This window comes from Lysobacter antibioticus, assembly GCF_001442535.1.
Classification (GTDB): Bacteria; Pseudomonadota; Gammaproteobacteria; order Xanthomonadales; family Xanthomonadaceae; genus Lysobacter; species Lysobacter antibioticus.
Map to the genome: position 1 here is coordinate 3,844,317 of NZ_CP013141.1, position 22,430 is coordinate 3,866,746.

Below are 22,430 nucleotides of genomic sequence, written 5' to 3' on the forward strand. Positions count from 1 at the left end.
CTCAGATCACGGCCAGCGGAATGGCGAGGCTGATGCGTTCGCGCGAGGCGGTCGCGACCAGCCGGTAGGTAATCGTGGCCACCGCGGTCTCGGCTTCGGTGGCGTGCGCGGCCACCTCGACCGCTTCGACTTCGATGCGCCGCTCCCAGCGGGCCAGGGCGCGCTGCACCGCATCGCGCATGCGCGCATGGGTGGCCGGGTTGTTGGGTTCGAACAGGAACCGGGCCAGGCCGGCGCCGAATTCGGGCACGCCGACGCGTTCGCCGGGTTCGGTCTTGAGGATGACCGCGATCGATTCGCGGATGTTGTCTTCGCCCGAGGACCAGACGAAGCGACCGTCGACGCCGACCCGCGGCGGAAACGACAAACTTGTGCCGAAGATGCTGCTCATGACGAGTCCTTCTTGCCCTTGAGCCCGGGCACCGGGAAACAGATCACGAAGTAGGGCAGCCAGCGGAAGATCAGGTCGAACAGGATGACGATGATGATCAGCAGGATCAGCGCGCAGATGGTGATGATCGGAATCGACAGCGAGCAGATCATGCCGATGTTGATGCCGCCGCTCTGGCAGGGCGCGCCGTCGCCGGCGGGCAGGTCCTTGTGGAACGGCCACGGCAGCACCGACAGCACCAGATCGACCAGGCCCATGCCCTTGGCGCGTTGCACCTGGCCGCAGAGCATGTCCGAGAGCACGAAGGCGGTGTTCTTCTGATACTTGCGCAGGCCGGCCGGGCTGGTGTCGGCCGGCAGCGAGATGCGGATCGGCCGCGCCGGCGCATCGGAATCGAAGAAGCTGGCCAGGCGGAAACGTTCGCTCGGCGCCGACAACAGCGGCGGGTGCAGCGGGCCGCAATCGCGGCGGCCGTGGACGAAGCGCAGCACGAACCAGCCGCCGTCGCCGAGGTTGGCGCCGAGGTTGTTGCCGAGCGCGTTCTTGACCTGCAACGCGAACGGCACCGGCGGCGCGTCGGTTTCGGTGGTGGCTTCGAGTGCGCGCGCGTACAGCGCGGTGAAACGGTCGACCTTGCGTGCGACGTCCTGGCCCGGCACGTTGCCGGCGACCGGGTCGGGGTCGATCGAGGCGTCGTCGCCGAGGCTGTCGAGCGCGGTGTAGGGGCCGGTCGCGGCGAGGCTTTGCTCGACCCCGGCCAGGCAGAAACTGAAGCGCGGCCAGTCCGGCAGGCCGCGGGTGTCGGGCGTGGCGGCGAAGGTCGCGGTGCTCGCTTCGAGCTTCTCGCGCACGCCGGGCGCGCGGATGGCCTTGAGCGCGGCGCGCATCGAGGCGGCGACCGGGTATTGCACGGTCGGTTGCAGCGCGGCGATCAGCGGGGCGCTCATGACCACCGTGCCGAGCCAGTCGTAGAGGGCGCGACGGTTGCTCGACAGCGCGGCATAGCCGGCGCCGTTGTTGTCGATCGCGTTCCAGACGTCGGGCAGATAGGTCTGCAGATGGTCGGCGCAGTCCAGCAGGACCAGCCACGACGCGCTCTGTTGCTGCAGGTTGAAATTGAAGGCGCGGGTAACGCGATCGCCGGGCGGTTCGGCTTCGTCGCCGATGGTCGGCGTCGAGGCCGGCGCGGTGGCGAGCTTGAAGGCCGAGCGGATCATCGTCTTCCACGGCTCGCTGACGTCGATCTGGAACTGCGAGGTGCGCGCGAGCTTGGAGTTCGCCGGGGCCGGAACGCTCGGCGACAGTTGCTCGCGCTGGGCGGTCGCGTAAGCAGGCGAGGGCGCGGTGTCGACGCGGCAGCCGAGGTATTCCTCGCGGCGGCCGACCGGGACGCTGCCGGCCCACAGCGCACGGCGATGCTGGCCGTCGTCGAGAAAGCTCAGGGCGAATGTCGGCAGGCGGTCTTCTCCGGGCACGAAGTCGTTGTTGTCGTTGCAACGCTGCCAACGCGCGCCCTGCAGGTCCTTCAGATAAGCGAATTCGTGCAGCGTTCCGCTGGCGTCGCCGGGCACCGGCATCAGCCGTCGCAGCACCATGCTCACTTCTTCGCCGCCGCCGCGCACCAGCGCATGCTCGGGCAGGCCCTGGATGCCGCAGACCAGGCTCGCGGTGGCCACGTAATGGCGTTGATGCGCGGGTTGGTACAACTTGAGCGGCGGCGCTTCGGCGTCGGCCGGCGCGACACGCGGCTTCGGCCGCTTGGCTGCGGCGATGCGGCCGGACGCCTGCACCAATTGCGGCATCGGCGCGCGTTCGACCAGGTCCGGCGGGTCGACCATCGGCTTGCGCCAGGTCTCGTAACGCGCGACGAGTTTGTCGATGCGGGTCGGGTCGCGCGCCAGGGTGCCGAGCAACTGCTCCATGAAGTCGTCGCTGGCGAAGCGCAGGATCGCCGGGCGCGCCTGCTCCGCAGTGGCCGCGGCGCCGGCGGTGTCGCCGAAGCGCGACCACAGCGGTTGCGGTGCCTGCCAACGCAAGGGATGGGCGTTCATGGCGTCCTCCGCGCAATGGCAGGGCGATCTCGGCGCGTGGCGGTCATCGGCTTCACCAGATGTTCCCCGCGCCCGGGGTGTAGGAGGCGCTGATGATGCTGTTGCAGATCACCGTGTCCGCTTGCACGACGCCTGAGAAGCGCGACATCGCCGAGTCGACCGTGACCATGCCGGCGCTGACCGCGACCTGGCTGGCGTTGACGGTGACCTTGGCCGCGGCGGTGACGGTGATGCCGGACATTTCCAGCTTCACCGAGTTGCCATTGCTGTCTTCGATCTCGACCGCGCCGGGGCCGTCCTTGAGGGTGAAGCTCTGTCCGCCCGGCGTTTCCAGCAGCAGCTGTTCGCGGCCGTCCTGGTCGTCGAGGGTGATCTTCACGCCGTTGCGCGAGCGCAGCACCTTCTTGTAGTTGTTGCCGGCGCCGTCCATCGACTCCGGCGGCTGGTCGCGGCCGTTCCACAGGCCGCCGATCACGTAGGGGCGGCGCGGGTCGCCGTGTTCGAAACAGACCAGCACTTCGTCGTCGACGTCGGGCACGAACCAACTGCCGCGGTTGTTGCCGCCGAACATCGTCGCCAGCCGCGCCCACCCTTCGTAGCGCTGACCGCTGGCGTCGGGCGACCAGGGCAGGGTGATCTGCACGCGGCCCTGGTTGTCGGGGTCCTTGATGTCGGTCACCAGCGCCACCAGCACGCCGTACCAGCGTCCGCCCCAGCCGCTCGGCAGGCGTTCGCTCAGCAGTTGTTCGAACGGCGGCAGCTCGACGATGCGCATGGCTCAGCCCCGTCCGATCGCGGGCCGGTCGCACCAGAACTCGGTGCGCACGCCCAGTTTGGGATCGAAGCGGATCTGCACTTCGGTCACGGTGTAGTCGCCTTCGAACAGCGGCCCCACGCCCTTGATGGTCAGCTTGGTGCCGACCCGCAGCGCGTCCTTGGTCTCGGCCACGCCGTGACCGGTGATGAAGCGCCGCGCCATGTGGCGGAAGCTGGCTTCGGCCAAGGCGCGCGCTTCGCCGTCGGAACTCGGCAGGCCGTGGGCGAGCGCATCGACGCGTGCGCCGAAGGCCTGTTGCAAGGTCTCGGCGCCGCTGGGGCCGCCGTTGAGTTCGGCGCGGATCGCGGCTTCGTCGGCCTCGTGCTTGGCCACGCGCTTGTCGGCGACGCTCCAGCCGGCACCGACCAGACGCGTGCGTTGATGGGCGAGATCGGCGCAGACTTCGAATTCGCGCAAGGGCCCAGCCCAGGACAGCTCCAGGGATTGGCCGTTGCGCTGTGCGCGTTGCGCCGCCTTGAGCTGGCTGCCCTCGACCCAGATCTGCGCGTCTTCGCGCCGGGCCAGGTCGCGCAGGAAGGCCAGGTCGCTCTGGTTGACCTGGGCCAGCAATTTGTAGGTTTCGCCTTGCACGTCGACCTGCGCCTGCAGGCCGTGGTCGCCGGCGATGCTGCGCAGAATGTCGGCGAGGCTGGCGTCGGCGAAGGCGCGGGTGCGTCGGGTCATGCGCAGGTCCTGCAATCGATCCTCGGCGCAGACGCCGATCTGCGGCGTGCCGCCGTCGGGGAACTTCGCCGACAGCGCGCTGATCCGGCCCTCGAACAACTTGCCGTCGCCGAGTTTGATGGTCAGCGGTTTGCCGAACTCGAGCAGGTCGCGGCCGAAGTGTTGGAAGCCGCCTTTGTCCGGGCCGCCCCAGTTGCCGAACACCAGCTCGCAACGGGCCAGGCCGGCCTCGGACTCGACGATGTCGAGCGACATCAGCGAGCTGGTCAGCGTGGCCTCGCGCTTGCCGTCGATTTCCACCGACGGACGCGAAGCTTTGATCGGCAATGTCGCGGTATCGCCCATGGACTCGCTATGGCTCCGTCAATGCGCCCAGACGCGCAGGCACTGCTGGTCGATCTGGCGCAACGCCGCCTGCACGTCGCGCGGTTCGAGCTTCTCCGGCGCCTCGCCCTCGGACTTGGCGCCGGCGTTCGCGTCCGACTTCGCCGCCGGTCGCGGCTCGGCCAACACTTCGAATTCGTTGATGACTACCGCCATGGCCGGGTTCCTTATCCGAACGAGATCGAGCCGCCGGCGCTGCCGCCGAGGGACGCGTTGATGCCGACGCTGGCGCTGGCACCGGCGTCGATGCCGGCGCTGCCGCCGATGCCGGCGCCGAAACCTGCGCCGACCGAGGCGCTGGCGCCGATGCCCGCGTCGACGCCTATGCCGACCCCGACCCCGACCCCGACCCCGACCCCGACGCCGATCCCGGCACCGCCGCCTATCGAAGCGCCGGCAGAAAGATTGAGATCGACCAACTGACCCGGCGACATGCGCAGCGGGTCTTCGATGCCGTTGGCCGAGGCGATGCCCTGCCAATCGGGTTTGCCGCTCTTGCCGGCCATCGACTGCAGCGAGTCGCCCTCGTTGGCACTCTTCAGCGGCGCTTGGCCGGGCTGGTTCGGTACCTTGCCTTCGCCCTCGAACTTGGCTTCGAGGATCTTCTGCTGCGACAGGGTCATGGTGATGCTGGAGCGCAGCGGCTTGCCGTCGGGCGAGAAGAACTCCAGGGTTTCTTCCATGCTCTCGACCATGCCGTCGAACAGGAAGGTGCCCCAGTGGAAGCGCAGTCCCGGCGGCGACAGCTTCTTCGGGTCTTCCTCGGACTTCTGCGGGGTCATGAAATAGACCACGTCCTGGGTCAGGCGGCGGACGTCGTCGACCGCATCCTTCTCCATCGCGGTGACGTCGAACCACAGTTGCAACGCGAGCTTGGTGGTGCCGGCGCCGACGAACTGGCGGCCGGCATTGCCGGCGGCCTGGTCGCCGCCCTGCGGCTGCACGATCTGGTTGGCGAAGGTGACCTTCAGCGTTTCCGGATTGAACTGCACCGCGACCTTGCGCCCGCCGGACTTCTCGTTGGCGAAGCTCTGGTCGAGTTCGATCAGCTGGGCTTTTTCCAGGCTCATGACGTGGCCTCCGCGCGGTTCATGCGTCGAGCTCCTTGAGGGCCAGGGTCTCGTAGGCCACCTGCAGTTCCTCGATCGCCACCTGGCCGTCGCGCGCGTTCAGCGCCGGTGCCTTGAGCTTGACCGGGACGCAGCGCGAGAGCTGGAAGCGTGCGCGCACGGTGCTGCCGTCGGCGGCGAACAGCACCACCTCGGCATTGGCGCGCAGGCGCGGATTGGCGACGCTGTCCTTGAACCAGCGCCACAGGTCGAAGTTCTCGGTCATGCCGCGCTTGAGGGTGAGCTGGCCGTAACTGACCATGCCGTTGAGGCGGATCTGCCGGTCGTTGGCGCCGCCTTCGCGGATGGTCTTGACCTCCATGTTCATTTCCAGGCCGTCGCATTCGGCGAACGCGGCGTTGACCAGCGGCTTTGCGTCGTCGCCGCGGTTGATCTCGACGGCGAAGTTGAAATTGGTGAACGGGTAGGGCTGGGCGGCCATGCTCAGAGCTCCTCGATCACGGCCAGGCGCTCGCCGTTCTGGGCCAGGCGCACGGCGATGAAACGCATCGGCAGCGACGGCGCCACCCGCAGTTCGACCACGAAGCGCCCGGCGTCGACCGACTGCGGCGTGTTGACCCCCTCGTCGGTGACCACGCGGAACGATTGCGCGGCGGTGGCGCCGGCGAAGGCGCCGCGTTGGAACAGATCGGTCAGCAGCAGGTCGAAGCCGCGCTGCACCGAACGCCACAGCACCGGGCCGTTAGGCTCGAATACGTAACGGGTACCGTGGCGCAGCGCCATGCGCCGCAGCAGGATCAACAGGCGGCGCACGTTGATCGGCCGCAGCGCCTCGTCCAGCGCCAGGGTGTCGGCGGACAAGGCGAAGAAGCCGCGCGGGTCGTTACGCAACAGGTTGATCTGCGCGTCCTGCAGGGCCTGGCGGTCGCCGTCGGCGATCGGCGGCGTCAGCGCCACCACATCCTTCATCGGCTCGTTGGCAGCGGCGATCCAGGCGCCGCGCAGGGAGGCCCGTTTCGACAACACGCCGACCGCGACGCCGTCCGGCGGCACCACTCGCAAGGGGTGTTGACCGGCGCTGTCGGCGCCGCCCGCGCGCGCGTCCGACTGCAACCAAGGGAAATACAGGGCGCCGTAGCTGAGCGCGCGCGCCTCCTCGAAGCCGAAGGCTTGCGGATCGCTCGGCCCGGCTGGATCGGTGGGCGTGCGTACGGCACGCAGGCGCTGGGTGTAGCGCAGGGCCTGGGCGGTGCGGAAATGGCGCGGCATCGACAGCACCGCGAACAGGTCGCCACAGGCTGCGGCCAGACGCAGCAGCGCCCGTTGTACGTCGAGCCAGTCGGCTTCGTGCAGGTCGCCGGCCCACTCGGGCGCGACCTGTTCCCAGTCGTCGGCGCGTACGCGCACGGTGACCGGGTTGGAGCCCTGGCTGCTCTCGTCGCCGACCCAGGCGAACACGCGATAGTGATACAGGCCGTCGCGTTGGCTCATCGCCACGTACTCGCCGTCGGCACCGCGGTAGATCTCGCGCTCGTCGCTGAAGTCGGCGCTGCCGGCCTCGAACAGGGCATAGACCGCGCCGGGCTCGCTCTCGGTCCAGCTCAAGCGATAGGTGCCGGGAGGCACTGGCGCGTCGGGGCCGTCGAGCAGCGGCGCTTCGATCAGACGCGTGCTGCAATCGAGGAAACGGCCGAAATCGGGTGTCGCCAAAGCGGAGTCGGACGCCACCGTCGCCAGGCAGGCACCGCGATGCGCGCGCCAATGCGCCGGCGTCGCGACGGGCGGTGCTTGCGCGGGTTCCGGGTCGTCCGCGTCGCGCCGTTGCCAGCCGCAGTGGATGGCGTCGGGCACGGCGATCAGGCTGGCCTCGTTGAACAAGCCGCCGGCACCGATGCCGAACACGGCGTGCAGTCCGTACAGGGGCCGCGTCTGCGCGCGGATCAGACGAATGTCGTCGGCATGCCCCTGCAGGGCGTCGACGCCGTCGTCGGCGAGTTCCGGGTCGAGGAACAATCCGCTGTCGAACGATGCCAGGCCATCGCGTTCGAGCGCGGTCTCGTCGCGGTGCAGCGGGCCGACCGCCGCGCCGAACAGCCCGCTCGCACCGAGCGGCAGCCAGGCGAGGGGTAACGGCGCGTCCTCGGGCGCCAGCGGAAAACGTTGCAATTGCGCCGGCGCCGCCGCGGCGAGATCGTCGTGCACGCGATAGAACTCGCTGTCGCGTTGCAGTTCCCAGAAGTTGCCCGGCCGGTTCGGCGTCAACGCCAACTGGCGCAGCCGCGCTTGCGGGCCGTTCTCCGAGATCGCACGCAGTTCGATTTCCAGCACTTGCGCCGAGGCCACCGTGCCGAGCGGCGCGGCGGCGAGGTCGACGCCGCGCCAGGCCGGCCCATGCACGGTCGCGAGCACTTGCAGGGTCGTCGCCGACAGGTCGGGCGCGCGGTCGGCTTCGTCGATGCGTAACCAGTGAACGGCGCCGGCGGCATCGAAACGCACCCAGGCGCCGATCTCGAAGGCGGATTCGGGCAGCGGCTCGTCGAAGCGCAAGGCAAGCGGCGCGGGTTCGGCGGCCGAATCCGGATCGCTGTCGAAGCTCGGCGGCGCCAGTAGAGTCGCCGCCAGCGGCAGCTCCAAACCGGCGAGGTGGGCGACACCGGCAAGCTCGTTCGGCGGCGAGGCCTCGGTGAGGATGCGTTCGAACGCGGCGAGCATGCGCACCGAGACCCGGTACGGCGCTGCCGGAGTCGCGCCCGCGGCGACCGTTTCGACTTGGGCATAGGCGCAATCGCCGGTGGCGCGGCCGAACTGCAGCAGGTCGCCGCCGCGCAGCGGTTGTCGGGTCAGGAATTCGTAGTGGCCCGAAGCAGGGGAGTCGACGCCGGACCAGGCGTCGAGGGCAAAACCGCGCGATTGCACCGACACGCTGACGCGCAAGGGATCCGACCAGGAACCTTCGCAGCGCGTGGCGACGATGGCCGGTTCGGCCTCGCCACCTGCCGCGGCGATCGAGAGCATTCCGGATAGGGCAAAGCGGTTGTCGACCGCGACCGCGAGCGAAGGATCGGCATCGGCGTCGACCTCGGCGCGCACGCGTTCCATCTCGGCGCTGCGCGCCACCCGTATGACCCAGCAGCGGCGGCCGCCGTTGGCGAAGAAGGCGCGCACCGAAGGGCCGAGATGCGCGTGCACGCGTTCGCCGCGGCGTTCGTCCCAGGCCAGCGCTGCGTCGGCGCCGAACACGGTCGCGTACTGCGCCGCGCTTTCGACCGCGACCGGCAGGTGCAAGGGGCCGGTCGAGGCGAAGCCGACGAACACCGCCACGTCCAGGCGCGGCAGCGCCTCCGCCGCGAGCGGCGGAGCCACGTCGACCTGGATGCCGGGCAGCCGGCGCGCGTTCGCCACGGTTCTCACTCCATCTCGAGCCGTTCGTAGGACAGGGTCAGCTCTTCCAACGCCACATCGGTGCCCTTGGCGTTGAACGGCCCGCTGGTGTGTTTGATGATCCGCGCCCGCAGCAATTTCCAGGTCTGCACGATCTGGGTGTGGTCCTCGTTCTGCAGGTGGATCGTCACCGTGCGCATGGCCTTCTGGTCGCCGTTGCGGATCTGGTCGAGCCACTGGTACAGGTTGAGCGAACCGATCACGCCGCGTTTCATCGTCACGTCGGTGGATTTGTTCATGCCGGTGATCTTCATCACGCTGTTTTCTTTGGCGTTGCCGGTGCGGTACTCGGACACGGTGACTTCCATGCCGATGCCGCTGAGCTCCTGGAACCCGGCCTGCGGCCCGTCGGTGACCCCGTCGCCCAGGTCGACGAGGAAATTGAATTGCACGTACGGGCGGTCGCGAAGGGTGGCCATGACGTTGCTCTCCGATCAGACTTTGCGGTCGGCCGTCCACTGGCCGATGCGGAAGATGACGAACTCGGCGGGCCGCAGCGGCGCCACGCCGATGAGGCAGATCAGGCGGCCGTTGTCGAGATCGTTCTGCGACATGGTCGAGCGGTCGCATTTGACGAAATACGACTTCTCCGGCTTGTCGCCGAGCAGGGCGCCGCTTTGCCATTCGTTGAGGAGAAAGTCCTCGATGGTGCGCCGCACGTTGGCCCACAACTGTTCGCCGTTCGGCTCGAACACCGCCCACTGCGTGCCCTTGTCGATCGAGCGTTCCAAATAGGCGAAGTAGCGCCGCAGGTTGACGTACTTCCATTCCGGGTCGGAGCTGATCGTGCGTGCGCCCCACAGGCGCATGCCGCGGCCTTCGAAATAACGGAAGCAGTTGATCCCTTCCGGGTTCAGCACTTCCTGTTGCGCCTTGTTGAGGAAGCGTTCGAAGCCCAGGGCCAGGTTGACGACCTCGTTGGCCGGCGCCTTGTAGACCGCACGGTTGACGTCGTTGCGGGCGTAGATGCCGGCGACGAAGCCCGACGGTGGCATGTGGGTTTCGCGCTGGGTCAGCGGATCGAGCACCCGCACCCAGGGGTAGTACAGCGCGGCGTGCTTGGAATCGAGCTGGGCGCGCATCGCCCGCACTTCGCTGATCGCCTGGTTGTCGCCGCTGTCGAGCACGGCGATGCAGTACTTCATGCGTTCGGCGTGGCGGATCAGGGCGCGCACGATCGACGGCGCATGGGTCGCATAGCCCGATTCGTAGCCGAAGGTCGAGCCCGGCGCGGCGACGATCGAGATGTCTTCCAGGTCCTCGAACTGGCGCAGGCCGGTCTTGCGATCGGCGCTGTCGACCTCGCCTTCGTAGGCGGACGCGAACGGGCGCAGGCCGTCGTTGCCGTCGTCGATCAGGATCGCCAGGCTGCGTTCGGCAGGCGTGCTCTGCGAGTTCTGCATGGCAGCGCGCAAACCCGCCGGCGGCGACACGGAGGCGTTCGGGTCGGCATCGAAGAAGGCGCCGAGCAATTCGGTGCCGGTGCCGATGGCGGCGACGTCTTCGGCGCGGATCACGATCGGCAGGGTGCGGGCGCGGCTGAGGCTGGCCGGGAACTCGGCGAAATAGGCGAACAGCGAATCCGGCGAGCCGGCGCGCTGGTGCAGCGGGTCCAGCGGCAGATCCGGCGCGACGAAGGCGTCGCCGCCGCCGAGCGGCTGCACGACCACGGTCACGCTGATCACGCGCAGCTCGTAGTTGGCGGCGCTGAGGTCGGTCAGCGTGGCTTCGGCGGTGCCGATGTCGTCGCCGCTGGAGACGAAGGCCCAACTTTCGTTGGCCGCATCCCACAGGGCCAGGTAATAGCCGTCCTCGACCGCCGGCGACGGGGCGCCGGCGCGCGGCCGGATCCATACCACGTCGCGCGATTGCAGGGAGTTGGCGAAGGTGACGCCGTCGACATCGGAGAGCAGGCTCTGGCCGACGTTGAAGGTGAAGCCGACCCGCGCGTTGCCGGCGCGGCCCGGGAAGCGCGCGTACACCATCATCGAGGAGGGGCTGCCGGGCAGACCGCCGCGGGCGCAGCCGGGGCGTTCGTCGGTGGCGTCGATGGGAGTGAATACGCGGCTGACGTAGAGGCGCTTGCCGCCTTCCTCGAAGAACGCGCGCACACCGTTCCAGAGGTAGTTGTCGACCTCGCCGGCGTCCTGGAACACCAGCTTGTCGCGGCCGCCGTAGGTGCGTTCGAACTCGACCAGGCTGGTGACGATTTCCGGCTCGATGTCGAGCGGGCCGTAGCGGGCGGGACCGACGAAGCCGGTGGTGGTGGTGCTCACGCCCTCGATCGATTTCGCGCGGAAGGAGACTTCCTCGACGAAGACACCGGGAGCCAGGTACTCAGACATAGCAGTTCTCCTTGCCTAAGACGGCGCATGTCTTGGCGCGCGTGTCGGCGTAGTGGCGCGGCGCGGTCATGCGGTGGATACCAACAGCCAGGAAGCGTCCGCCGCCGGCTGCCCTTCGGTTCTGGCCGTCATCGGCCGGCGATACTCCAGGCGCCGGGGCGGCGCCGGCGACGACAGCGAATCGATCACCGTGCACGGCGTGGCCAGTTGCGCCAGCACGTCGGCGAGATCGGGTACGGCGGGCGCTTCGATCGGCGGCGAGGCCGGCGACCAGAACGCGCTGAGCTCGACCGTCCAGCGGAAATCGCTGCGCGCTTCCGGGGGCGACGACAGTGGCGTGCGCGGCGGCTCGGGGTAGGGATAGATCACCGCCACCCGGCCGTCGCGGTCGGCCATGCCGATGCCGCGCGGCGCGCCGTCGATGTCGACCGCGAGCAGGCTCCAGGCCGGCACGCGCTGGGTGCCGGCCTCGCGCAACTGCGCATAGGTCACGGCGAGCGGTTGCGGCAGGGGCCGGCTCGGCGCCGAGAACAGCGGAATGCGTTCGATCAGCAACTGCGGTGGCGAGGACGGCGAGCCCGGCAGAACGATCGGTTGCGGCGGCGAGATCCACGGCGCCAGCCAGGTGAACAGCCCGCGTGCCGGCAATCCGGCGTCGAAGGCCAACGGCAGAAAGCGCCCGAACGGATCGCTGACTTCGATGCGGCAGCCCGATGGCGGCGGCGATGCATCCAGCGCATCGATCCAGGGTTGTTCGACCGGTTCGCGGTCGTCGAACTCGAAATCGATCAGGCCGCTGACCCGATGGGCCACGTAGATGCCGCTGGGATTGGGCAGGGCGCGTTTGCGCGCGTTCGGGGCGTTGCGCGGGTAGACCTCGACCACCAGGCCGTCGATGACCGAGCTCGCCGTCGCCATGTCCCAGAAGCGCAGGCCGAGCGCGGCATTGCGCTGCAGCACTTCGAGCTCGAACAGGAGCGCGCTCACGTGAGCGCCTCGTGCACTTCGAAGCGGCGGCTCTGCACTGCGGTGCCGTCGTCGACGCTGACGTCGGAATCGATCAACACCATGCGCAGGGCATAGGTCGCCGAGGACGGCAGGCGCCGCAGGCGATCCCACAAGGTCAGGTAGTCGTTGAGCGAGAGCGGGTCGCAGACCACCTCGATGCCTTCCTGCGCGCCGAAGGTGTCGGTCTCGGGCATGTAATGATTGAGATGGCCGGCGCTGAGCACGCTGGTGTCTTCCATCAGGCGCATCACCCAGCCGAGCATGCGCTGCTGGCGTTCGCTGTCCTGCGCCCAGGGGGTGATCATGTAGTGCAGGTCGAGCGGCAGCGACGGCCGATAGCGGCGGCCGTCGGGCGAACGGCGCAGGGTGAGGTTGCGCATGGCGCCGTTGACCGCGACGCGGAACAGGTAGATCGAGAACCCGTCCTGCATCGGCGACTCGAAGTCGCGCGCCTGGTACAGGCTGATGTCGAGGCCGGCGCCGAATTCGTCGCGCGGGTAGCGATCGCGCAGCAGGCCGGCCAGTGCGGTACTGGTGGCGGCGATGGCGCGGTAGTTCGCCATGGGCTCAGTCTCCGCGCCGTTGCGTCAGCAAGGCGCCGAGCAGCGCATCGCCGGCGAGCCGCCGGTAGCGCCTGCGGCCGTCGGCCGCCACGGTTTCCTCGATCACGCCGCAGCGTTTCATCCAGTCCAGCGCCTCCTGCAATTCGTCCATGGCGACCTCGTGCTCGCTTCCGAACCACCAGCGATGGATGCCTTCGGCGGTATCGCACGCGTGCGGATTGGCTCGCATATAGCTGGCCAATGCCTTGACACATGCCGATACCGCGGAGCTTTCGTCCATCGCGATCGACCCTCTGCGCATCAGATCAATGCAAGAGCGATGCCAACCGCGATCGACGAGGCAAACGCTTGCGCAGCGGGCGTTGTCGATGCGGCATGGCGTGCGAGGGCGGATGTTTTGATCCGGGCGCGAACCCGACGGCCGTCACATTGCCGGCCGCAAACGCAGTGCTTTCAAGCCTGCGCAGCCAGGATGTTTTTGTCCGCGCGGTGCATGGCTTTGTCCTGTGAGCGAACGGACAAGCCGATCGCATCGTCGGACGACGGATATTAGGGAGACCCGTTCGGTCGTACATGCAGGCACGACGATGCCGCGGGCACGGCGGTTACCGTCCCCGTCGTGGATAGCGCTGCGATCAGGTGAGCTGCGACTCGAACGCGCGGAAGCGCTTGGGTTCGATGCGGTGCTTGCGCATCAGCTCGAAGAAGGCTCGGCGGTCCTTCTTGGCCGCCATGGCGGCGTGGGTGACGTTGCCGGCGTGCGCGGCGAGCAGGTGCTCGACATAGCCGCGCTCGAAATCTTCGACCACGCGTTGTTTGGCCGCCCGGAACGAATCGGCGGCCAGGTCGAACGAGCGTGGCAGGGGCAGGTCGGGCGAGGCCGGTTCGATCTCGATGTCTTCTGCCACCAGCACCTGACCGCTCGACAACAGCACCGCGCGCTCGATCACGTGCTTGAGCTCGCGCACGTTGCCGGGCCAATCGTGGCGCAGCAGCCGTTCGAGCGCGCCGTAGGCGAAGCTGGCCGGGGCGCGGCCGAACTCGCGGGCGAAGTGGGCGGCGAAGTGCCGCGCCAGGATCGGCACGTCCTCCGGCCGTTGCCGCAACGGCGGCAGGGTGATGTTGAGAACGTTGAGGCGGTAGTACAGGTCCTGGCGGAAGCCGCCGCTCTGCGCGAGCGTGCACAGATTGCAGTTGCTGGCGGCGATCACCCGCAGGTCGGCGTGATGGACGGTGTTGGAGCCGACCGGCCGGTACTCGCGTTCCTGCAGGAAGCGCAGCAGCTTCGCCTGCGCCGACAGCGGCAGGCAGTCGACGTCGTCGAGGAACAGCGTGCCGCCCTCGGCTTCGCGCACCAAGCCCGGGCAGGCGCTATGCGCATGGGTATAGGCGCCTTTGACGTGGCCGAACAATTCGTTCTCGACCAGCTCGACCGGTATCGCGCCGCAGTTGACCGCGACCCAGGGGCGGTCGGCGCGCATCGACAGGTAATGGATGGCCTGTGCGCAGACCTCCTTGCCGGTGCCGGTCTCGCCGGTGATCAACACGCTGGCGTCGCAGCGGGCCAGGGTCGGCAGGCGCGCCGCGATTGCTGCGCAGGCCTTGCTGCCGTGGACGAAGCCGCGAATCCGCGGTTCCTCCTCCGGCACAGGCTCGCTGCGGCAGGGGGCTGCCGCTGTATGCAGTGCACGATGCAGCCGCACGCGCCATTCCGACACGGATGCGGGCAGGGACACGAAGTCGGAGGCGCCGGCCAGGATCAGGGCATCGAGTTCGCTGTCGCCGGCATCGCGGGTCGCCACCACGATCGCCAATTGCGGGCGCTCGTGCCGTATCGCCGCGATCGACTCGGGAATCGTCGGCAGTCCATCGAGGCCTGGGACCAGGACGATGCCATCCGCGCTTTGGATCGCCGCCTGCAGATAACCCGATGGCGACAGCTCGACCGAGGCGCAGCACGATAACGCCGCGAGCACCTCGCGCACCTCTGCAGGCGCGCTTCCGAGCGGAACCACGGCCCATCGGGGGACTTCCATCGCACGCCTCCATGACCGGGACAGTCCGCCAGATACCCGCGCAACCGACCGCGGCGCGGCGCCGTGGGGCGCCAAGCCAAGCCGGAGGTTTTTCGAGTTGCTGCAGGACGATCAACGCGGCGCCATCCCCGTGCCGGTCACGGTCGGGGTGTTCGTTTACGTAACATCGGCGGGAATCCGACCGGCGGTAGCGCCTCACACCGAGCCAGGAGAGGATCCCGGGCCCACTGACGCAAAGGCGAAATTATCGCTTCAAGGTATTGATAACGATTGAATAATTGGCCGAGCTCGTTACCGAGTTCCGTACTCGACTACTTCACCCGATGCTTCCCCAGCTTCCGGGCCAGCGTCCTTCTATGCATCCCCAGCCGCCTGGCGGTCTCGGAGATGTTGAAGTCGGTTTCGGCGAGCATCTCGTGGATGCGCTCCCACTCCAGGGTCTTGATCGAGGTCTGGCGTTCGGTCAGCTCGACCGTGGCGTCGCCGCCGGCGCGGCCGAAGGCGGCTTCGATGTCGTCGGTGTTGGAGGGTTTGGCCAGGTAGTGGCAGGCGCCGAGTTTGATCGCTTCGACCGCGGTGGCGATGCTGGCATAGCCGGTCAGGACCACGATCAGCATGTCGGGGTCGTGGGCGTGCAGGGCCTGCACGCAGGCCAGGCCGGAGTCGCCGCCGGCCAGTTTGAGGTCGACCACCGCAAAGCCGGGCGAGTGTTCGCGCAGCAGGGCGTCGACTTCGCCGAGGTCGGTCGCATTGCGCACGAGGTAGCCGCGGCGCTCGAACGAGCGGGTCAGGGTGCGGGCGAAGGCCGCATCGTCTTCGACGATCAGCAGTTCGCGGGGCGCAGGCTCTTGGGCCGGGCCGAGACCTTGAGCGGTGGGATCAGGGCTCATCGGCGGCCTCGACCAGGGTCAGCGCCGACAGCGGCAGGGTCATCGCGACGACGGCGCCGCGCGGGCTGCGGTTGTGCGCGGTGATGCGGCCGCCGAGGGTGCGGGCGACGTTGAGGGCCAGGAACAGGCCCAGGCCGCCGCCGGGGCGGCCCTTGCTCGACTGATAGGGCTTGCCGAAGTGCGAGAGTATGGCCGGGGCGAAGCCGGGGCCGATGTCGCTGACCTTCAGCACCAGGCGGTCGTCGTCGCGCGAGGCTTCCAGGCCGATCCAGTCGGGCGAGGCTTCCAGGGCGTTGTCGAGCACGTTGCAGATCATCTGCTTGAGGCCCGAGTCGGAGACGATCGGCAGATCTTCGCCGAAAGCGTTGGCGTAATCGAATCCGCGCACCGGGCGGGTTGTCCGCCACTCGTCGACCAACTCGTCGAGGAATGCGCCGACCGTGGTTTCGGCCGGGGCTTCGCCGCGGGTTTCGCCGGCCGAGAGCAGGATGCCGGTGACGATGGTCTTGCAGCGATGCAGCTGGGTCTGCATCTCGTCGAGCTCCTGCAGCAGCTCGGGTTGTTCGGTGAACGGCGGCATGCGCCGCCAGTCGCCGAGGATCACCGAGAGCGTTGCCAGCGGCGTGCCGAGTTCGTGCGCGGCGCCCGAAGCCAGCAGGCCCATGCGCACGATGTGTTCTTCCTCGGCCGCGCGTTGGCGCAGGTCGGCCAGGCGCGCGTCGCGGGCGCGCAGGATGCGGCCGATGCGGGTGATGAACACCACCAGCAAGGTCGCGTTGAGGATGAAGCACAGCAGCATGCCCTGGACGTAGGGGTCGGCGAGGCCGCGGGTCGGGTCGGCCGGAATCACCACCGGTCCTGCGAACATGGTCAGGGCGATGAAGCAGGCGCTGGTCGCGAACACCACCGCCCAACTCGCCCACGAGCGCAGCAATACCGCGGCCAGCGCGACTTGCAGCAGGTACAGGAATACGAAGGGATTGGCGGCGCCGCCGCTGAGATACAGCTGCGCGGTCAGGGTGACCACGTCGACCAGCAAGGCCAGGAACAGGGCGCCGTTGGTGACTTTCTCGCGGTGGCGCCAGCGCAGCAGGCTGACCAGGTTGAACGCGGCCAGGCAGGCCAGCACGATCGCCATCGGCGCCAGCGGCAGGGCGATGCCGAAGGCGAAGTGGACGAAGACGATGGTCGCGACCTGGCCGATCACCGCGATCCAGCGCAACTGGATCAGCTGGTGCATGTTCTTGACCCCGGCGCTGTCGCGCGAGGCGCTCGAGGCGGGCGCTTCGGCGTCGAGCGTGCGCGGTAGCGGCAAATCCTGCATCGGCGGCCCTCAGCGAATGTCGTCGAGCGACGCGGTGGCGCGGCGGCGCCGGCGTTCTTCCAGCGCCACCCGCCATGCGGCGGCGGCGACCATCAGGGCCAGCCCGAACCAGGTCAGCGCATAGACCAGATGGTTGTTGGGAAACTTTATCACCGTCAGTCCGCCGACCGGCCAGGCCGGCTCGGCGTTGGCTGCGACCGGGCTATCGTCGCGGCGGTCGGCGTCGACGAAGTAGGGCGCGACGCGCTGCAGGCCGCGGGCGGCGGCGATGGCGGCCACGTCGCGCGAGTACCAGCGGTCTTGTTGTGGTGCGTTCTTGCGCAGGAAGCCGCCGCCGGGCTCGCTCAGGCGCAGCAGGCCGGTGACCTGGGTGTCGGACAACGAATCGGCTGCGGCGACGGCTTCGCGCTTGCCCGGGACGAAGCCGCGGTTGACCAGCACGATGGGGCCGTCGCCGGTCTGGAACGGGCTCAGCAGCCAGAAGCCGGGGCCGATCGCGGTCACGGCCTGGACCAGGCTGTCTTTTCCGCGCAGGTAATGGCCGTCGAGCCGCACGTGGCGGTACTCGTCGCGGGCGGCGCTCACCCGGGCCCAATCGGCCGGCCCGGGCGCGGCGCCCGGCGGCGCATGCACGCGGGCTTCGACGCGCTGGATCAGGTCGAGCTTCCAAGCGCGGCGCTGCACCTGCCAGCTGCCGAGGGCGATCAGGCCGAGGAAGGCGGCGAGGAAGACCGACGACAGGACCGCCAGGGCGAAACGGCTGCGCGGGCGCTTGGCGGTGTTCGCGGTCATGGTCGTGGCCTCTTCATGCATCGCCGGTAGGGCGCTCGGTGCTGCTGGATCTCAAGCTCGCGCAATTGCTCACGCTACTCCTGATCCGTCATCCCCGCGAAGGCGGGGGTGAGTGGAGGCGCTGGCGAGCCCTGGCTCGCGCATCCATGAACGCCAGGGCGCTATGCGTCCTGGCCGGGATGAAGAGACTTCAGGCGTTCTCGCACGAAAATCCGTTGGGTTCCCGTCTTCGCGGGAACGACGGGTGATGGTTACGCTGTTCCCGATTCCCGATTCCCGATTCCCGATTCCCGATTCCCGATTCCCGATTCCCGAATCCCGAATCCCGAATACCGAATACCGAATCCCGAATCCCGAATCCCGAATCAAGGCATGTTGCGCATGTCGTGCGGGGCCATCGGCATCATGTTGACGTTGAGGTGGTGCATGACCCACAAGGAACCGGCCAGCAGAATCACCACCAGCACCAGGGTGAAGATCAGCGCGAGCATGTTCCAGCCGCCCTCCGACTTCGTGTTCATGTGCAGGAAATACACCATGTGCACGACGATCTGGACCACGGCGAAGGCCAGCACCACGAACGCGGCGGTGCCGGAGTTCGGGATCACCTTGGCCATGATCAGCCAGAACGGAATCGCGGTCAGCACCACCGACAGCAGGAAGCCGATGGTGTAGCTGCCGACGCTGCCATGGGCGCCGTCGTCGTGGTCGTCATGGCCGTGGCCATGATCGTGTGCGGCGTGCGTGGTGGGCTCGGTCACGGCAGCACTCCCATCAGGTAAACGAAGGTGAAGACGCCGATCCAGACGACGTCGAGGAAATGCCAGAACATCGACAGGCACAGCAGGCGGCGGCGGTTCTCGGCGGTCAGGCCATGCTTGCCGACCTGCACCATCAGGGTCGCCAGCCAGACGATACCGAAGGTGACGTGCAGGCCGTGAGTGCCGACCAGGGCGAAGAACGACGACAGGAACGCGCTGCGCTGCGGGCCGGCGCCTTCATGGATCAGGTGGGCGAACTCGTACAGTTCCAGGCCGATGAAGGCCAGGCCGAACAGGCCGGTGATAGCCAGCCAGCCCTGCACCGCGGCGATCTTGCGCTTCTGCATCGCGATCATCGCGAAGCCGTAGGTGATCGACGACAGCAACAGCATAGAGGTGTTGATCGCGACCAGTTGCAGGTCGAACAGGTCGGCGCCGGACGGGCCGGCGGCGTAGCTGCGTCCCAGCACGCCGTAGACCGCGAACAGGCAGGCGAACACCAGGCAGTCGCTCATCAGATAGAGCCAGAACCCGAGCAGGGTGCCGTTCTGCGGATGGTGCTTGCCCTTGAGGTCGAAGAAGACCGGGCGCCCGTCGGGCGTGTGGGTGGCGATGGCGTGTGCGTCAGACATGGGCGGCGGCCAGTTGTTGCGTGCGCTTGGCTTCGGTGGCGGTGACTTGCTCGGCCGGGATGTAGTAGTCGCGCTTGTAGTTGAAGGTGTGGACGATGGCGGCGATCAGCATTGCGGCGAAGGAGACGCCGGCGACCAGCCACATCTGCCAGATCAGGGCGAACGCGCACAAGGTGCTGAGGCCGGCGATGACCACGCCCGCGGCGGTGTTCTTGGGCATGTGGATGGCCAGGAAGCCCGAGGTCGGACGCTGGTACCCGCGCTGCTTCATGTCGTGCCAGGCGTCGTTGTCGTGCACCACCGGGGTGAAGGCGAAGTTGTAGTCCGGCGGCGGCGAGGAGGTCGACCACTCCAGGGTGCGGCCCTGCCACGGGTCGCCGGTCTCGTCGCGCAGCTCGTGGCGGCGGCGGATGCTGACCGCGAACTGGATCAACATGCAGGCGATGCCGATGGCGATCAGCACCGCGCCGAAGGCGGCGATGACGAACCAGATCTGCAGCGATTGGTCCTCGAAGTGGCTCATGCGCCGGGTCACGCCCATCAGGCCGAGCACGTACAGCGGCATGAAGGCGAAGAAGAAGCCGGTGATCCAGAACCAGAACGAGCACTTGCCCCAGAACGGGTCGAGCTTGAAGCCGAAGGCCTTGGGCCACCAGAAGTTGATGCCGGCGAACAGGCCGAACAGCACGCCGCCGATGATCACGTTATGGAAGTGGGCGATCAGGAACAGGCTGTTGTGCAGGACGAAGTCGGCCGGCGGCACCGCCAGCAACACGCCGGTCATGCCGCCGATGGTGAAGGTGACCATGAAACCGATCGTCCACAGCATCGGCACCTCGAAACGGATGCGGCCGCGGTACATGGTGAACAGCCAGTTGAAGATCTTCGCGCCCGTCGGGATCGAGATGATCATCGTGGTGATGCCGAAGAACGAGTTGACGCTGGCGCCAGAGCCCATGGTGAAGAAGTGGTGCAGCCACACCAGGTAGGACAGGATGGTGATGACCACCGTCGCATAGACCATCGAGGCGTAGCCGAACAGCCGCTTGCCGCTGTAGGTCGAGACGATCTCGGAGAAGATGCCGAAGCACGGCAGGATCAGGATGTAGACCTCCGGGTGGCCCCAGATCCAGATCAGGTTCACGTACATCATGGGGTTGCCGCCCAGATCGTTCGTGAAGAAGTTGGTGCCGGCGTAGCGATCGAGCGAGAGCAGCAACAGCACCGCGGTCAGCACCGGGAACGCCGCCACGATCAGCACGTTGGTGCACAGCGAGGTCCAGGTGAACACCGGCATCTTCATCATGCTCATGCCCGGCGCGCGCATCTTGACGATGGTCGCGATCAGGTTGATGCCCGATAGCAAGGTGCCGACGCCCGCTATCTGCAGCGCCCATATGTAGTAGTCGACGCCGACCCCGGGGCTGTAGGCGATGCCCGACAGCGGCGGATACGCCAGCCAGCCGGTCTTGGCGAACTCGCCGACGAACAGCGAGACCATCACCAGGGCCGCGCCGCAGGCGGTCATCCAGAAGCTGAAGTTGTTGAGGAACGGAAACGCGACGTCGCGCGCGCCGATCTGCAGCGGCACCACGTAGTTCATGAAGCCGGTGACCAGCGGCATGGCCACGAAGAAGATCATGATCACGCCGTGAGCGGTGAAGACCTGGTCGTAGTGCTCGGGCGGCAGATAGCCGACGTTGTCGCCGAACGCCATCGCCTGCTGCAGGCGCATCATGATCGCGTCGGCGAAGCCGCGCATCAGCATGATCAGGCCCAGCACGATGTACATGATGCCGATCTTCTTGTGATCGATGCTGGTGAACCACTCGTTCCAGAGATAGCCCCAGAGCTTGTAGCGGGTGATCGCGGCGACCACGGCGAGGCCGCCCAGCACGACCATGGCGAAGGTCGCGATCAGGATCGGTTCGTGCAGCGGGATCGAGTCCCAGGTGAGCCGGCCGAAGATCAGCGTGGCGAGGTTGGATTGGTCAGACATCTCGACTCCAGAAGTCCGCGGGCGGACTCGGCGCGCGTTCGGCGCGCCCGGTGAATGCGTTTACGAAACAGGTCAGGGGGCGAGCGTGGCCACGCCCAGGGTCGAGCCGGCCGTGGGTTCGGTCAGGCACATCGCCGAGGTCACCACCGGGCCGCCGCGCAGATCGCCCTTGCGGCGCGGCGCGAGCGCATCGGTGTTGAGGCCGAGGCCGCCGCCGGCGTCGATGGCCATCATCTCGTCCATGCACATCTTGCTGCTGTCGACGCAGCGGTTGAGGATCGCGCGGTACAGGCCCGGAACGACCGCGCCGTAGCGGCGCACGGGTTCCTTCTCGCTGGGCTTTTCCAGCTCCAGGTAGCCGGCGCGCTCGAGGGTCGCGCCGCTGGCGCGGTTCTTCGCCACCCAGGCGTCGAAGCCGGCCTGGTCGAGGCCGTGGAAGCGAAAGCGCATGTGCGAGAAACCGGCGCCGCTGTAGTTGGCCGAGAAGCCTTCGTAGTCGCCCGGCTTGTTCATCACCGCGTGCAACTGGGTTTCCATGCCGGGCATGGCGTAGATCTGTCCGGCCAACGCCGGAATGTAGAACGAGTTCATCACCGTGGAAGCGGTGATCTTGAACTGGATCGGGCGATCGACCGGTGCGGCGAGTTCGTTGACCGTGGCGATGTTCTGCTCGGGATAAAGGAACAGCCACTTCCAGTCCAGCGCCACCACTTCCACCACCAGCGGCTTGACGTCGGCCGGCACCGGGCGGTTCTTGGCGATGCGGTCGAGCGGGCGGTAAGGGTCGAGCGTGTGCGTGCTCATCCAGGTGATCGCGCCGAGCGCGATGATGATCAGCAGCGGCGCGGCCCAGATCAGCAGTTCGAGCTGGGTGGAATGGTCCCAGTCCGGCTTGTAGGTGGCCTTGGTGTTGGAGGCGCGGTAACGCCAGGCGAAATACAGGGTCAGCGCGATCACCGGCACGATGATCAGCAGCATCAACACGGTCGACACCACGATCAGGTCGCCTTGCTGCGCGGCGACGTCGCCGGGCGCGTTCAGCAAGATCGTGTTGCAGCCGGCCAGCGGCAGGATCGCCGCCGCCATCGACAGGCGGCGGAGCAGGGAAGGGCGGAGCAGGGGTTCGATGGCGGTCATCTAAGGAGCAAGCAGCACGATCGAGGCCGCGGCAATCGCGGCGATGCGCGCACTGTAGAGGCGCAGGACTGTGACGACGATTGGACGTTTTGTCCTATGGCAGCG

21 protein-coding genes are annotated in these 22,430 nt (G+C 67.7%); all 21 read right to left on the reverse strand.

The annotated features are described in order from the left end of the window. Nucleotide 1: 1 nt before the first annotated feature. On the reverse strand, nucleotides 2-391 hold the full coding sequence (locus GLA29479_RS15560; protein ID WP_057972113.1) for a GPW/gp25 family protein: 390 nt from the start codon (nucleotides 389-391) through the stop codon (nucleotides 2-4). Further along, nucleotides 388-2,442 (reverse strand): hypothetical protein, encoded by a 2,055-nt coding sequence (locus tag GLA29479_RS15565; protein WP_057972114.1) that lies wholly within the window; start codon nucleotides 2,440-2,442, stop codon nucleotides 388-390. Before GLA29479_RS15565 ends, GLA29479_RS15560 begins: the two co-directional genes overlap by 4 nt. A gap of 52 nt (nucleotides 2,443-2,494) precedes the next feature. Next, nucleotides 2,495-3,217, reverse strand: a complete 723-nt coding sequence (locus tag GLA29479_RS15570; RefSeq protein WP_057918049.1) for a phage baseplate assembly protein V — start codon at nucleotides 3,215-3,217, stop codon at nucleotides 2,495-2,497. Nucleotides 3,218-3,220: 3 nt separating this feature from the next. Then, on the reverse strand, nucleotides 3,221-4,288 hold the full coding sequence (locus GLA29479_RS15575; RefSeq protein ID WP_057972115.1) for a phage late control D family protein: 1,068 nt from the start codon (nucleotides 4,286-4,288) through the stop codon (nucleotides 3,221-3,223). Nucleotides 4,289-4,306: 18 nt separating this feature from the next. Further along, entirely contained in the window at nucleotides 4,307-4,483 is a 177-nt protein-coding gene (locus tag GLA29479_RS25365; RefSeq protein WP_169795673.1) for a hypothetical protein, read from the reverse strand. Nucleotides 4,484-4,494: 11 nt separating this feature from the next. Next, on the reverse strand, nucleotides 4,495-5,397 hold the full coding sequence (locus GLA29479_RS15580; protein ID WP_211264993.1) for a CIS tube protein: 903 nt from the start codon (nucleotides 5,395-5,397) through the stop codon (nucleotides 4,495-4,497). Between the two features lie 19 nt (nucleotides 5,398-5,416). Beyond that, nucleotides 5,417-5,878: a phage tail protein gene (locus GLA29479_RS15585; RefSeq protein ID WP_057918047.1), complete on the reverse strand. Its 462-nt coding sequence runs from the start codon at nucleotides 5,876-5,878 to the stop codon at nucleotides 5,417-5,419. A gap of 2 nt (nucleotides 5,879-5,880) precedes the next feature. Beyond that, a complete protein-coding gene (locus GLA29479_RS15590; RefSeq protein WP_057972116.1) occupies nucleotides 5,881-8,799 on the reverse strand; it encodes a phage tail sheath C-terminal domain-containing protein in 2,919 nt (972 codons plus the stop codon). Nucleotides 8,800-8,804: 5 nt separating this feature from the next. Then, nucleotides 8,805-9,257, reverse strand: a complete 453-nt coding sequence (locus tag GLA29479_RS15595) for a phage tail protein (protein WP_031372403.1) — start codon at nucleotides 9,255-9,257, stop codon at nucleotides 8,805-8,807. Between the two features lie 15 nt (nucleotides 9,258-9,272). Then, nucleotides 9,273-11,183: a phage tail sheath subtilisin-like domain-containing protein gene (locus tag GLA29479_RS15600; protein WP_057972117.1), complete on the reverse strand. Its 1,911-nt coding sequence runs from the start codon at nucleotides 11,181-11,183 to the stop codon at nucleotides 9,273-9,275. A gap of 66 nt (nucleotides 11,184-11,249) precedes the next feature. Continuing rightward, the gene (locus tag GLA29479_RS15605; RefSeq protein ID WP_057972118.1) at nucleotides 11,250-12,170 is read right to left on the reverse strand and encodes a hypothetical protein; all 921 of its coding nucleotides are present in this window, start codon (nucleotides 12,168-12,170) and stop codon (nucleotides 11,250-11,252) included. Next, on the reverse strand, nucleotides 12,167-12,754 hold the full coding sequence (locus GLA29479_RS15610) for a Pvc16 family protein (protein WP_057918043.1): 588 nt from the start codon (nucleotides 12,752-12,754) through the stop codon (nucleotides 12,167-12,169). Before GLA29479_RS15610 ends, GLA29479_RS15605 begins: the two co-directional genes overlap by 4 nt. A gap of 4 nt (nucleotides 12,755-12,758) precedes the next feature. Beyond that, the gene (locus GLA29479_RS25370; protein WP_057918042.1) at nucleotides 12,759-13,034 is read right to left on the reverse strand and encodes a hypothetical protein; all 276 of its coding nucleotides are present in this window, start codon (nucleotides 13,032-13,034) and stop codon (nucleotides 12,759-12,761) included. A gap of 355 nt (nucleotides 13,035-13,389) precedes the next feature. Continuing rightward, complete coding sequence (locus tag GLA29479_RS15620) at nucleotides 13,390-14,790, reverse strand: sigma-54-dependent transcriptional regulator (RefSeq protein WP_082638716.1); 1,401 nt, start codon at nucleotides 14,788-14,790, stop codon at nucleotides 13,390-13,392. Between the two features lie 311 nt (nucleotides 14,791-15,101). After that, complete coding sequence (locus GLA29479_RS15625) at nucleotides 15,102-15,680, reverse strand: response regulator transcription factor (RefSeq protein WP_057918040.1); 579 nt, start codon at nucleotides 15,678-15,680, stop codon at nucleotides 15,102-15,104. Next, nucleotides 15,670-17,004 carry an ATP-binding protein gene (locus GLA29479_RS15630; protein WP_057918039.1) on the reverse strand — a complete coding sequence of 445 codons (1,335 nt, stop codon included), beginning with the start codon at nucleotides 17,002-17,004 and terminating at the stop codon, nucleotides 15,670-15,672. Before GLA29479_RS15630 ends, GLA29479_RS15625 begins: the two co-directional genes overlap by 11 nt. A gap of 9 nt (nucleotides 17,005-17,013) precedes the next feature. Next, a complete protein-coding gene (locus GLA29479_RS15635; RefSeq protein ID WP_057973221.1) occupies nucleotides 17,014-17,796 on the reverse strand; it encodes an SURF1 family protein in 783 nt (260 codons plus the stop codon). 365 nt (nucleotides 17,797-18,161) lie between these two features. Continuing rightward, nucleotides 18,162-18,557: a cytochrome o ubiquinol oxidase subunit IV gene (cyoD, locus tag GLA29479_RS15640; RefSeq protein WP_031372412.1), complete on the reverse strand. Its 396-nt coding sequence runs from the start codon at nucleotides 18,555-18,557 to the stop codon at nucleotides 18,162-18,164. Further along, the gene (cyoC, locus tag GLA29479_RS15645) at nucleotides 18,554-19,189 is read right to left on the reverse strand and encodes a cytochrome o ubiquinol oxidase subunit III (protein WP_057918036.1); all 636 of its coding nucleotides are present in this window, start codon (nucleotides 19,187-19,189) and stop codon (nucleotides 18,554-18,556) included. Before cyoC ends, cyoD begins: the two co-directional genes overlap by 4 nt. Beyond that, a complete protein-coding gene (gene cyoB / locus GLA29479_RS15650; protein WP_057918035.1) occupies nucleotides 19,182-21,188 on the reverse strand; it encodes a cytochrome o ubiquinol oxidase subunit I in 2,007 nt (668 codons plus the stop codon). The genes cyoC and cyoB overlap by 8 nt, the downstream gene beginning before the upstream one ends. Before the next feature lie 72 nt (nucleotides 21,189-21,260). Beyond that, the gene (gene cyoA / locus GLA29479_RS15655) at nucleotides 21,261-22,325 is read right to left on the reverse strand and encodes a ubiquinol oxidase subunit II (RefSeq protein ID WP_057918034.1); all 1,065 of its coding nucleotides are present in this window, start codon (nucleotides 22,323-22,325) and stop codon (nucleotides 21,261-21,263) included. Between the last annotated feature and the right edge of the window lie 105 nt (nucleotides 22,326-22,430).

What these genes read in the sequence shown, in the direction of transcription:
- GLA29479_RS15560 (WP_057972113.1), bottom strand. Translation starts at nt 391, where the DNA reads ATGAGCAGCATCTTCGGCACAAGTTTGTCGTTTCCGCCGCGGGTCGGC.
- cyoC (WP_057918036.1), bottom strand. Translation starts at nt 19,189, where the DNA reads ATGTCTGACGCACACGCCATCGCCACCCACACGCCCGACGGGCGCCCG.
- GLA29479_RS15625 (WP_057918040.1), bottom strand. Translation starts at nt 15,680, where the DNA reads ATGAGCCCTGATCCCACCGCTCAAGGTCTCGGCCCGGCCCAAGAGCCT.
- GLA29479_RS15600 (WP_057972117.1), bottom strand. Translation starts at nt 11,183, where the DNA reads ATGTCTGAGTACCTGGCTCCCGGTGTCTTCGTCGAGGAAGTCTCCTTC.
- GLA29479_RS25365 (WP_169795673.1), bottom strand. Translation starts at nt 4,483, where the DNA reads ATGGCGGTAGTCATCAACGAATTCGAAGTGTTGGCCGAGCCGCGACCG.
- GLA29479_RS15610 (WP_057918043.1), bottom strand. Translation starts at nt 12,754, where the DNA reads ATGGCGAACTACCGCGCCATCGCCGCCACCAGTACCGCACTGGCCGGC.
- GLA29479_RS15565 (WP_057972114.1), bottom strand. Translation starts at nt 2,442, where the DNA reads ATGAACGCCCATCCCTTGCGTTGGCAGGCACCGCAACCGCTGTGGTCG.
- GLA29479_RS15635 (WP_057973221.1), bottom strand. Translation starts at nt 17,796, where the DNA reads ATGACCGCGAACACCGCCAAGCGCCCGCGCAGCCGTTTCGCCCTGGCG.
- GLA29479_RS15585 (WP_057918047.1), bottom strand. Translation starts at nt 5,878, where the DNA reads ATGGCCGCCCAGCCCTACCCGTTCACCAATTTCAACTTCGCCGTCGAG.
- cyoA (WP_057918034.1), bottom strand. Translation starts at nt 22,325, where the DNA reads ATGACCGCCATCGAACCCCTGCTCCGCCCTTCCCTGCTCCGCCGCCTG.
- GLA29479_RS15595 (WP_031372403.1), bottom strand. Translation starts at nt 9,257, where the DNA reads ATGGCCACCCTTCGCGACCGCCCGTACGTGCAATTCAATTTCCTCGTC.
- GLA29479_RS15630 (WP_057918039.1), bottom strand. Translation starts at nt 17,004, where the DNA reads ATGCAGGATTTGCCGCTACCGCGCACGCTCGACGCCGAAGCGCCCGCC.
- cyoB (WP_057918035.1), bottom strand. Translation starts at nt 21,188, where the DNA reads ATGTCTGACCAATCCAACCTCGCCACGCTGATCTTCGGCCGGCTCACC.
- GLA29479_RS15620 (WP_082638716.1), bottom strand. Translation starts at nt 14,790, where the DNA reads ATGGAAGTCCCCCGATGGGCCGTGGTTCCGCTCGGAAGCGCGCCTGCA.
- GLA29479_RS15570 (WP_057918049.1), bottom strand. Translation starts at nt 3,217, where the DNA reads ATGCGCATCGTCGAGCTGCCGCCGTTCGAACAACTGCTGAGCGAACGC.
- GLA29479_RS25370 (WP_057918042.1), bottom strand. Translation starts at nt 13,034, where the DNA reads ATGGACGAAAGCTCCGCGGTATCGGCATGTGTCAAGGCATTGGCCAGC.
- GLA29479_RS15580 (WP_211264993.1), bottom strand. Translation starts at nt 5,397, where the DNA reads ATGAGCCTGGAAAAAGCCCAGCTGATCGAACTCGACCAGAGCTTCGCC.
- GLA29479_RS15575 (WP_057972115.1), bottom strand. Translation starts at nt 4,288, where the DNA reads ATGGGCGATACCGCGACATTGCCGATCAAAGCTTCGCGTCCGTCGGTG.